General features: G+C 63.8%; 9 protein-coding genes. 4 read left to right on the forward strand and 5 right to left on the reverse strand.

From position 1 onward, the window contains the following. Positions 1 to 11: 11 nt before the first annotated feature. Entirely contained in the window at positions 12 to 1,898 is a 1,887-nt protein-coding gene (locus tag M2341_RS09055; protein WP_264585009.1) for a PhoX family protein, read from the reverse strand. A 1,302-nt stretch (positions 1,899 to 3,200) separates the two neighbouring features. Here M2341_RS09055 and M2341_RS09060 point away from each other — a divergent pair. Together M2341_RS09060 and M2341_RS09065 are read left to right on the forward strand one after the other, a co-directional pair. Continuing rightward, complete coding sequence (locus M2341_RS09060; protein WP_264585010.1) at positions 3,201 to 3,743, forward strand: hypothetical protein; 543 nt, start codon at positions 3,201 to 3,203, stop codon at positions 3,741 to 3,743. 51 nt (positions 3,744 to 3,794) lie between these two features. After that, positions 3,795 to 4,415, forward strand: a complete 621-nt coding sequence (locus M2341_RS09065; RefSeq protein ID WP_413715358.1) for a septal ring lytic transglycosylase RlpA family protein — start codon at positions 3,795 to 3,797, stop codon at positions 4,413 to 4,415. Positions 4,416 to 4,433: 18 nt separating this feature from the next. Here the strand turns inward: M2341_RS09065 and pth are convergent, their stop codons facing one another. The 4 genes from pth to M2341_RS09085 all read right to left on the reverse strand — a co-directional run bounded on the left by pth (position 4,434) and on the right by M2341_RS09085 (position 7,684). Continuing rightward, entirely contained in the window at positions 4,434 to 5,003 is a 570-nt protein-coding gene (gene pth / locus M2341_RS09070; protein ID WP_181559603.1) for an aminoacyl-tRNA hydrolase, read from the reverse strand. Between the two features lie 27 nt (positions 5,004 to 5,030). Then, entirely contained in the window at positions 5,031 to 5,654 is a 624-nt protein-coding gene (locus M2341_RS09075) for a 50S ribosomal protein L25/general stress protein Ctc (RefSeq protein ID WP_264570246.1), read from the reverse strand. Positions 5,655 to 5,776: 122 nt separating this feature from the next. Next, positions 5,777 to 6,721 carry a TraB/GumN family protein gene (locus M2341_RS09080; protein ID WP_264585011.1) on the reverse strand — a complete coding sequence of 315 codons (945 nt, stop codon included), beginning with the start codon at positions 6,719 to 6,721 and terminating at the stop codon, positions 5,777 to 5,779. A 27-nt stretch (positions 6,722 to 6,748) separates the two neighbouring features. Then, a complete protein-coding gene (locus M2341_RS09085) occupies positions 6,749 to 7,684 on the reverse strand; it encodes a TraB/GumN family protein (RefSeq protein WP_264585012.1) in 936 nt (311 codons plus the stop codon). A gap of 171 nt (positions 7,685 to 7,855) precedes the next feature. Between M2341_RS09085 and M2341_RS09090 the strand changes: the two genes are divergently transcribed. After that, a complete protein-coding gene (locus M2341_RS09090; RefSeq protein WP_264578844.1) occupies positions 7,856 to 8,749 on the forward strand; it encodes a glycine--tRNA ligase subunit alpha in 894 nt (297 codons plus the stop codon). Positions 8,750 to 8,900: 151 nt separating this feature from the next. Beyond that, on the forward strand, positions 8,901 to 11,291 hold the full coding sequence (gene glyS / locus M2341_RS09095; RefSeq protein ID WP_264585013.1) for a glycine--tRNA ligase subunit beta: 2,391 nt from the start codon (positions 8,901 to 8,903) through the stop codon (positions 11,289 to 11,291). The last annotated feature ends 43 nt before the right edge of the window (positions 11,292 to 11,334 follow it).

Consider the following 11,334-nt stretch of genomic DNA (forward strand, 5'->3'; position numbering starts at 1 on the left):
TCGTGAACCGGTCAGGCGCCGACGGGCTTGCCGTCCGTCCGGGTGATGACGACGGTCGAGGAGCGGGGCTGCTCCCCCGCGATCGGCCAGTTGCCGGTCGGGTGCTGGATGTTCACGAAGAAGGTCTTGAGATCCGGCGTATAGGCAAGGCCGGTAATCTCGCAGCCCGTCGGGCCGACGAGGAAGCGTTTGCTCTTCTTGCTCGTCTGGTCGATGTAGAACATCGCATTGTGGCCCACGACCTGCTCGATGGTGACGCCGCTCGCGCCCGATGTGCCCGGCACGCTATGGTCGGTCTGCACCCACAGGCGGCCCTGCGGATCGATGCGGATGCCATCCGGGCTGGAGAAGGTGTCGCCATTGATATTGCCGACCAGATTGGTGCCGCCGGCGGCATAACCGGGGTCGCCGGCCAGCAGGAACAGTTCCCAGGTGAAGCCGGTAGCCAGCGGAGAATCGCCACTCTCGCGGAACTTAAGGATATGGCCGTGGCGGTTGGTGACGCGCGGGTTCGCCGCATCCGTCACCTTGCGGCCGCTGTTGTTGGTCAGCGTCACGAAGATCGCCTTGCCATCGGGCGAGACCGTGATCCACTCCGGCCGATCCATCACGGTGCCACCAGCAACGCGCGCGGCCGAGGCGCAGTTGATCAGCACGTCGGCCTGGCTGTTGAAGCTCACCGGTGTCGGCGCAGGGGCCGTCGTGAACTGACTGACATCGCCGGGATCGGACGCATTGGCGACGAGGCCATTCTGACCCTGCACCAGCGCCTTCCATTCGCCGGAACCATCGGCGTTGAACTTGGCGACATACAGCGTGCCATAGTCGAGCAGGTTGCTGTTCGCCGCCCGGTTGGTGGTGCTGTAGGCCTGATCCGGCACGAACTTGTAGATGCAGCCCGGCGTCGAATCGTCGCCCATGTAGAAAGCCACGCGGCGATCGCTGTTGGTGAGGTGCGCGACATTCTCATGGCTGAACCGACCCATGGCAGTCCGCTTGGTCGCCGGAGCCAGCTCCTGCAACGGGTCGATCTCGACCACCCAGCCATAGTCCCGCTCGGGGCGCGTGGGGTCGAGATAATTGTCCGTCGTTTCCTCGCAGGTGAGGTAGGTGCCCCACGGCGTGCGGCCGCTCGAACAATTGTTGAGCATGCCCTTGATCGTGCCGGAGAGCAGCCCGGCGGCCGGCCCACCCGCGCGGTAATTGGAGTTGCCGGTATAGCGCTTGTTATATTGCGAGCCGGCCTTCACCGCCCAGTTGCCATCGCTGCCCTTGGCGACTTCCACCACCCCGATGCCCACAGCCGAGAGGGCGAGCGCCTTCTGGTCGGCGGTGGCGGTAGCGGCATCGTAATTGCCGTTCATCAGAATGTTGAAATCGGGATATTCAAAGTTAATCGCCAGCAGGCCACCCTTGTTGGGATCGACGCCCGACAGCTCGAAATATTCCATGCCATCATGGTTGCCGCCGGCCCATTTCTCGGCCGTGGCAGGCGTCGGGAAGCTGCCGGCATAGCCGCTCACGCCGGCCTCGATCGCGTCGCCCGCCTTCAGCAGGACCTTCACGTCATAGCCCGCCGGCACCGTCACCTTGTCATCCTGGTTGGCGGCGACGGAGGTGAACTCGATGGCGTAGCTGACCGCCGGGGTGGGCGTTGGGGTCGGCGTCGGCGTGGGTGTCGGCGTGGGATTGGGAATGGTCACCATCCCGTCCTTGTCCTCCCCGCAGGCCGAGAGCATCGCCGCGACCGGGAAGATCGACAGGCCGAACAGCCCGTTCTTGATGATCGTGCGGCGCGAGGGATTGGCCTCGACAATGCCTTCCAGACTGTTGGGATTGGCCTCGTCAGACATCGCGGTCCGGTAGGGCGCGCGGGCTTCGTCGGTAAGATGTGACATGATTTCCCCTGATTTGGTTCCGCCACGGCTCGCGGAAGGTGCATTCGCCGCTCAGGCGTGGCCTGATCGCAGAGGCGCATGACATGATGATTGCGAGGCGATGGCACGGGGATGAAGACTGCAAGTCAGTTCTGTGACTTAGGTGAGGTGAGGGATGGGGCTGAAAGGGAGGCACAAAGCTCGGAGCTACAAAACTTCGTCATTCCCGCGCATGCGGGAATGACGAAGGACCGAGCGGCACGGGCAATTCAGGTGGAGGTGACGTCCGGTTTGAGAAAACGTTCAGGGAGGTCTGCACAGCTGATTTGGCGTGGAAAGCGGATGTGAGACGTGCAAGCATCAGCCATGCGTGTCCACATCCTCATCCTATTGCTGCTATCCGCCTGTTCGCAACCCAAAGAGCAAGCGCGAGCGTGCACGCCGCCACTGGCATCGTGGGGGCAACCCCACCCGCACCTTGGGCCGGGCACCCTTGAGATGTCGATCGCTGTGGATCATAACGGAGCAACATATCTTAACGGTAAGCGCTTGAGCCCAAACGCTCTTGCGGAGCAATTGAAAATGATCGGCGCGCTAGAGAACCCCGAACCAGCGGTCGTCCTTGAGACCGAAATGGGAGCCCCCTGCGACACAATTGATCAGGTTCGCTCCCTAATGGATGCGCAGCTCCATTGCAGCAAAGAAGGGCATTGCGATGAAGGTGTCCGGGCGGTCTGGAGCCATCTTCCTTACACTGGACAAGGAGTTCCGTAGGCGCGCCAACGTCTACGGTGTCGTTTGTGGCCGGACTTGCGGCTTTCGCAAAAAATGGGGGTGATAATAGCCCCATGACCGTTTTAGATCGCGTACAGCAGATGAGCGAACAGAGAATTTGGTGTGGTTAGTTGCCATTGATCAAACCAGGGGGCTTTGGTGAGCCGTCCAGTTTCCGTAAGCCGGTCGCTATTTCTATTGCGACCTTTTCTGCGGAAGGTTGCCAGCCGTCTGCTTCGAGCGCGCCCACACAGCCCCAGCAATCGCCCCCACAATTCGCCGACAACGGATCAGCGTCGACGCCGAGTAATCGTTGGCAAGTTTGGCACCGACTTTCCATTGTAGGCTTTCTAGGCAAGTACGCTGTTAATCTGCCGACAAACTTGAATGACTGCAACTCGTCGTGTCCGGACACTCCGCTTTGCGAGTCAAAGTTCGGATGACAGCCATGGTCGCTTTGGAGCACTGACGACGGATTGGCGAACAGTGAGTTTGGCCTAGTAAGGAGACAATCGACTTGACGATAGAGGTCGTCAGCGGAATGTTCGCTTGATGACGGACAAACGACGCTTGACGGCCAGAGCCTTCGGATTGAGTGTTTTGGTCGGTGCTTTTGCGGGGATGTCTTTGCAATCGCTAGTCTTATTGCTGCTCCAGCCCGCCTTGATTTCTTTCTCTGAATTGTGGGCAATCCCAGTTATCCTCTTCGGCTACGGGCTTTTCGCTGTACCTTTCGTGGCATTAGGTTTGCTCATTTTTGGTTTACCGGCCACTTGGCTCTTTTCTTATAAAGCGGGAAGTTGGTGGCTCTGTATAGTCGCTGTCATTTGGGGTGCTGTAGCAGGCAAGCTCACGTTTTACGCTATCGACCAGCTCATCTTCCTCGGATTTTACCGTCTCGGCGAACTCGCGTGGGTAGACCTTGGCGTGTTGTATGGCGTACCTACAGCTCTTGCTTGGTGGGCCTTGCAGAGAGGCGAGCTTGCACACCGTTACGGCGACAAAGTTGTCGTGTCCGGAATATCTGCATCGCTACGACAATGCAGGATAGCCGACACTGCCGAAAGCAGCCAGCTTGTGCCCGCACCCTAGCAGGCGACTCATCTCTTCACCGTGGCAGCGCAGTGGGTTAGGGGTAAGGCGATGCTTGCGATCCGCTCTTCCATGCCGCGGGCCTTGCCGGGGCGCTCTTTCTGGCTCGCTTTGCTTGTCGTGCCGGCCCTCGCCGGGTGCGCCGGCAGCACCAAGTTCCGTCCGGTCAGCGATACGCCGGTGCGCCTTGGCCCGCCTTATGTGGTGCGCGGCGTCACCTACACGCCCACCGATGATCGCACGCTGGACATGTTGGGCGATGCGAGCTGGTACGGCGGCGAGTCCGGCAATCAGACCGCCAATGGCGAGCGCTTTGTAAAGCACGGCATTTCCGCCGCGCACACCACCTTGCCGCTGCCCAGCTATGTCGAGGTGACGGCGCTGGACACGGGCCGGACGATCCTGGTGCGCGTCAACGATCGCGGGCCGTTCGCCCGCAACCGGATCATCGACCTGTCGCAAGGGGCGGCAGAACTGCTCGGGATCAGGCAGCAGGGCACGGTGCAGGTGCGGGTGCGCCGGGTCGATCCGCCCGAGGCCGATCGGGCGCGGCTGCGGGCGGGAAAACCGGCCATGGCCCGGCCGGACGTGCCGCAACAGACGCTGGCGTCTTGGCGTGCCCGTCTCGCTGCCTATCGCGCCGCGCAGGCGCAGAATGGCGGCAGCCGGTAATGGCGCCCGCGCCAGCTATCAGTCCTGCAGGCGGCGCGCGACCTCGTTCATGAAGCGCACATCGTCGCCCGCCGCCAGCCATTCCGCCTCGCGGGACATGGCGCCGAGCAAGTCGGCCAGCGGATCGATCTCGATCTTGGCATAATTGCCGAGCACATGGCCGGTCACGCGGTCCTTGTCGCCGGGATGGCCGATGCCGATGCGCACGCGGCGAAAGTCCTTGCCCAGATGCGCGTCGGTGGAGCGCAGGCCATTATGACCGGCGGTGCCGCCGCCGCGCTTCACCTTCATCTTCATCGGCGCAAGATCGAGCTCGTCGTGGAAGACGGTCACGTCCTCGACACCGAGCTTGTAGAAATCGCAGGCGGCACGAATGGCGCGTCCGCTCTGGTTCATGAATGTCTGGGGTTTGAGCAGCAGCAGCTTGTGTGGGCCGATGCGGCCTTCGGAAACGAGGCCCTGAAACTGCTTCTTCCACGGCGAAAAGCCGTAGTCCGCGGCGATGACGTCCAGCGCCATGAAGCCGACATTGTGGCGGTGGAGCGCATATTGCGATCCGGGATTGCCGAGGCCAACCCAGAGTTGCACAGATGCGCTCCCCCCGCGCGGAGAGGCTTACGCCTCGCCGGCCTCTTCGCCGTCCTTCGTCGTGTCGCCTTCGCTCGACTTGAGCGCGGACGGAGCAACGATGGTGGCAATGGTGAAATCGCGATCGGTGATCGCCGGCTCGGCGCCCTTGGGCAGCTTCACCGCGCTGATGTGGATCGAATCGCCGACGTCGAAGCCGGTGAGGTCAACCGTGATGCTGTCCGGAATCTCGGCGGCATCCACGATCATTTCCAGCTCGTGACGGACGACGTTGAGCACGCCACCGCGCTTGAGACCGGGAGCGGCCTCTTCGTTCTCGAACACCACGGGCACATTCACATGCACCTGGGCGTGTTCGGAAACACGCAGGAAGTCGGCATGGAGCGGACGATCCGTCACCGGATGGAACGCCACGTCCTTGGGGAGCGTGCGGACCTTCTTGCCGCCCACTTCGACCATGACGACCGAATTGAAGAAATGGCCAGTGCCAAGCAGCTTGTTGAGAAGCTTTTCCTCAACGTGAATCGACTGCGGCTCTTCATTATTGCCATAAATGACGGCGGGAACGCGGCCCTCACGGCGGAGAGCGCGGGAGGCTCCCTTGCCTGCCCGATCGCGTGCCTCGGCCGACAGCGTAAGCGTATCGCTCATGTGCGTGTCTCCAGAAGCTTAGTGCTAGAATCTCCGCCACGCCTCCAGGGATGACCATGACGGAAGCCGGGGCGCTTAGCGGCAAATTGCAGGGAAAGCAAGCGAAGCGACCGAACGCGCGTTCACTGCACCCGGTCGATCCGCCATCCGCGCGCGGCAAGGCGGGCCTGCAGGCTGGCATCGCCGACCAGATGCCCGGCGCCGACCGCGACGAAAGCGGTGCCGGGTTGGGCCGTCAAGGCCGCATCGAGATGCCGCGCCCAGCGCTCATTGCGCCCATCAATCAGTCTTGCGCGCAGAGCCGGCGCGCGGGCGAATGGGGCGATGAATTCGCGCTCCAGCCGGGCCACGTCGCCGCTCGCCCAGGCGGTGAACAGGCTGCGGTAGAGGGCAGGGGCCTGCGCCGCATCGGTAAGGGACTGGCTGAGTAGCACTCGTTGCTCGCTCTCCGGCATCCTGTCGAACAGGCCCAGCTGCTGGTCGATGGTCTCCAGCCCCAGAACCGGCCGGGAGGCCTTGTTGAAGCGCTGCTCCAGCACTGCTTCGCCCGCCTCCGCGGCGGTGAGCGAGAGGCCGGAGGCGGCCGCAGCGTTGAGGAGCAGCGCGGCGGCCCAGCTCTCATAGCTGTCCAGCTGATCGAGCGCCGCGCCGTGGTTCGCCTGCAGCGCCCGATAGCGCTCGGCATCCTCAGGCGAGAGGCGCGCGGCGATGGGCGGCAGGCCGGCGCGCCGCCCCAGCCGCTCGAACACCGCCCGGCTCTTGCGCTCGCCTTCGAGGCCCGTGACCTCCAGATACAAGCGGTCGCTCTCGTCCGCCGCCTTGGCGATGGCCGGCGAGAGCCAGGCCTCGCCGCGCGGCACGGCATGGATGGTGCCGAACAGCCAGAGCCGCGCCTCGCCCTTGCTGGCCTGCCACAGTGCCGGGCGCGCCGTGACGGTCGCAGGATCGGGCTGTGTCGGCGCGCCGATCCGCCAGCCCAGCCACAGAAGGGTCGCCAGCGAGGCCAGCGCGAGCAGCAGCAGCGGCGCAAGGCGGCGCTTGTTCAATGCTGGGTGCGGCCCATTCATCGATCAGCCCTTATGCTACCCCGTCCATCACCGCGGCCATTTCACCCGCTTGGCCGACAAGCCGTGCTTTTCGAGCATCGCCTGCACGCTCTTGTCTCCCGCCAGATGCCCCGCGCCCACCGCCATGAAGACCGTGCCGGGCTGCTTCATCCGAGCGGCAATCCAATCGGCCCAGCGGGCATTGCGGTCGGTGAGCAGGATGCGCTCGATTTCTTCGCTGCTCTCAGTCGTCTCGTTCATCAGCGCCGCGAGCCGCTCTTCGTCGCCAGCGCTCCACGCGGCGACCATGCCGTCGATGGTTTCGGCGAGCGTCGGCAGCTCCGCCAGCGTCTCCTTGAGCAGCGTCAGTTGCACGCCCTCGGGCATCTGGTCGAAAAAGCCGATCTGCTCGCTGGAGGTCTCCAGCCCCACTAAAGCCTTGCCCGCGCTGATCGCCGCAGCCTTCACCGCCTTGTCGACGCCGCTTTCCGGCGAATAGCCGAGGGCATCCAGCGGCAGCACGGTCAGGGTCGTGGCCGCGAACCAGGGCTTCACATGGTCGAACAGCAGGGTCGAGACGCCATATTTCTCCAGCGCGGCGAAATAAGCGGTGCGCGTCGCCTCATCGAGCTTGTTGGAGAGCGGCAGGCCCGGCGCCACCGCGCGCTGCATGATTGCCTCCCGCGTGGCGCCCTGATCCTGATCGGTGACCTCCAGCACGACGGTATCCGCCTTGTCGAACGCCTTGCGCACCGGTCCCTCGAACCAGCTGATGCCCGGCTTGAGCAGATGGATGGTGCCGAAGAGGTAGATCGTCGTGTCCCTGTCCCGCACCACCCACAGGGCGGGGCGCGCGTGAACGGTTGGCGCCTCCGCAGCGGCGGCCGGTGTGGCCGGCGCCTTGGGTTGCTGGGCGAGCGCGGGGCCGGTGAGGGCCGGGGGCAGCAGCAGCGCCCAACCGAGGATCAATGTTTTCCAGTTCATGCACGCGCTCCTCAAATCACCGCCTGCATTGGGCAAGTTGACGCGCGGACGCAACCCCGCCCGGCCCGGCGCCACCGCGCGGCTTGACCGCGTTAGTCCCATGGGCCAAAGCGCGCCCGTTCAGACAGGCGGCGCACAGCCGCTCAAGCTTAGACGTGAAACGGTTGAACCATGCAGGATAAGGCCTCCAAACCGCTGAGCTTTCAGCAACTCATCCTGACGCTGCATGACTATTGGGCAGCGCAGGGGTGCGTGATCCTCCAGCCTTTCGACATGCGGGTCGGGGCGGGCACCTTCCACCCTGCGACCACGCTGCGCAGCCTTGGGCCGAACCCGTGGAACTGCGCCTATGTGCAGCCCTCGCGCCGGCCGACGGACGGCCGTTATGGCGAGAACCCCAACCGGCTGCAGCATTATTACCAGTATCAGGTCATCATGAAGCCGAGCCCGCCGGATCTGCAGGATCTGTATCTTGGCTCGCTCAAGGCCATCGGCATCGATCCGCTGCTGCACGACATCCGCTTCGTCGAGGATGATTGGGAGAGCCCGACGCTCGGTGCCTGGGGCCTGGGCTGGGAAGTCTGGTGCGATGGCATGGAGGTGACGCAGTTCACCTATTTCCAGCAGATGGGCGGCTTCGACTGCAAGCCGGTGGCGGGCGAGCTCACCTACGGGCTTGAGCGCCTCGCCATGTATATCCAGGGCGTCGACAGCGTGTACGACCTTGTGTTCAACGAGGCGGTGGGGGATCGGCCCGCCGTTACTTATGGCGACGTGTTCCTCGAAAATGAGCGCCAGCTCTCCAAGTGGAACTTCGAGGTGGCGGATACGGACAAGCTGTTCCGCTGGTTCAAGGATTGCGAGGAAGAGTGCAAGGCGAGCATCGCGGCCGGCGTGCCGCTCGCGGCCTATGAGCAGGCCATCGAGGCGAGCCATGTCTTCAACCTGCTGCAGGCGCGCGGCGTGATCAGCGTGCAGGAGCGCGCCAGCTACATGGGCCGCGTGCGCGATCTCGCCAAGGGAAGCTGTGAGGCCTGGATGACGCATAACGGGTGGGCGGAATGATGAAGCAATCCACAACTCCGTTCGGTTCGAGCCCTTCGACTGCCCGCAGGGCGGGCGCTCAGGATAAACTTCAGCCTTCGGCTGAAGTCGAGAACCGTTTAGAGCTGCGCGCGCGTGTCTCGACTTCGCCCGCCACGAACGGAGAGCATCAATGAGCGCTGACTTCCTTCTCGAGCTGCGCTGCGAGGAAATCCCGGCGCGCATGCAGGCCAAGGCCAGCGAGGATTTCGCCCGGCTGTTCAGCGACGCACTGGCACAGGCTGGTCTCAAGCCCGAGGGCCTGACCGTCCATGTGACGCCGCGCCGTCTTGCTCTGATCGCGCGCGCTCTGCCGCTTTCGACGCAGGCCGTCAGCGAGGAATTCAAAGGCCCGCGCACCTCGGCGCCGCCGCAGGCGCTGGAGGGCTTCCTCCGCAAGACCGGCCTGACGCAGGACCAGCTTGAGGATCGCGATGGTGTGTGGTTCGCCACGGTCGAGAAGCCTGGCCGCGCGACGGCCGATGTGCTGGCCGAGGCGATCCCGCAGGTGGTGCGCGCCTTCCCCTGGCCCAAGTCGATGCGCTGGGGCGATGCCAGCCTCTCCACCGAGAGCCTACGCTGGGTGCGTCCGCTGCAGGGCATCATCGCGCTGCTCGGCAATGATGTGGTGGACTTCGCCATCGAGGGGATTGCGACCGGGCGGACGACGCGCGGCCACCGCTTCCATTCGAGCGGCGAGATCACCATCGAGAGCGCCGCGACCTATGCCGATCAACTGCGCGCGGCCTATGTCATCGTCGATCAGGAGGAGCGCAAGGCGATCATCGACCGGCGCGCCAACGAACTGGCAACGCAGGCCGGTCTGGAGCTGATCCCCGATGCCGGCCTCGTCGCCGAGAATGCCGGGCTGACAGAATGGCCGGTGCCGCTGCTCGGCCGCTTCGATGCCGCGTTTCTGGAGGTGCCGCCCGAGGTCATCCAGCTCACGCTGCGCATCAACCAGAAATATTTCGTGCTGCGGGATCGAGATGGCAAGCTCGCCAATGCCTTCATCTGCACGGCGAACATCGAGGCCAGCGATGGCGGCACGGCGATTGTCGAAGGCAATGGCAAGGTGCTCGCCGCGCGTCTCTCCGATGCCCGCTTCTTCTGGGAGCAGGACAAGAAGACGAAGCTGGAAGACCATGCGCGCAAGCTCTCGCGCATCACCTTCCACGAGAAGCTGGGCACCGTCGCCGACAAGGTCGAGCGCGTCGCGAAGCTCGCCCGCTGGCTGGTGGAAGAAGGCATTGTCCGCGCCGATAACCAACCCGGTGTTCCTGCGAAGGCAGGAACCCAGGGCGATGTCCCCCAAGCTGGCCAGGGGCTCCTGCCTTCGCAGGAACACAGCAAAGCGCTACTGGCCGACCTCGCCGAACAGGCCGCCCGCCTGTGCAAGGCCGATCTCGTCACCGAAATGGTCGGCGAATTCCCCGAGCTACAGGGCCTGATGGGCGGCTATTACGCCCGCGCGGAAGGTCTGCCGGATGCGGTGGCCGATGCCATCCGCGATCATTACAAGCCGGTCGGGCAGGGGGATGAGGTTCCGACTGCGCCGGTGACGGTGGCGGTGTCGCTCGCGGATAAGCTTGACACCTTGGTGGGCTTCTTTGCTGAAGACATGCCTCCTACCGGATCAAAAGATCCATATGCGCTCCGGCGTGCAGCCATCGCTGTCATTCAGCTGATTATCAGCAATAATGTTCATGTAAGGCTTTCCAGCCTGCTGCTCGAAGCCTCCCGGCTTCATTTCAACCGTGGTTGGACCAACTATGCGGAGGAAATTGGTGCGGGCGTCTATTTCGGCTTGGCTGACGTCATCGGGGACGCTCCAGAACTTCAGTTGTATCAGCAAGCTCTAGCAGGCCGCGATCTCTCTGATGAACACAAGGCCCTGTTGAAAAAACACCATTCGGCAATCCGCCAGCTGCTCGACTTCTTCGCCGACCGCCTCAAAGTCCAGCAGCGCGAAGCGGGCGTCCGCCACGATCTCATCGACGCCGTGTTCGCACTCGGCGGCGAGGATGATCTCGTTCGCCTGCTCGCCCGCGTCCATGCGCTGCAATCCTTCGTCAGCACCGAGGACGGCAAGAATCTCCTCGCCGGCTACAAGCGCGCGGCCAATATCCTCAAGAAGGAGCAGCCCGAGGGCGGGAAGCCGCAGAGTCAGCTTGGCGAGGAAGACCCCGGCGAAGCGCTGACCGATCCGGAAATGGCCGACGCCATGCGCGCGCATGAGGCACAGTTCGCGGCTGAGCCCGGTTACGCGCTGGAGCCCGCCGAGGCGGCACTGGTGAGCGCGCTCGACGAGGCCGAGCCGCGCGCGCAGGCCGCGATCGAGGCGGAGGATTTCGAGAGCGCCATGGCCGCGCTGGCCACGCTTCGCGCGCCGATCGATGCGTTCTTCGAGACGGTGACGGTGAACGATGCGGACCCGGTCAAGCGCCAATCACGGTTAAGTCTGTTGACCCGTATTCGCGCTGCGGTGCACAAAGTCGCCGACTTCTCGAAAATCGAAGGTTAGGTTCGCGAGCAATAATCGCGCGTCGGCGGCGAGATCATAACGG

This window comes from Sphingobium sp. B7D2B (assembly GCF_025961895.1).
Lineage (GTDB): Bacteria > Pseudomonadota > Alphaproteobacteria > Sphingomonadales > Sphingomonadaceae > Sphingobium.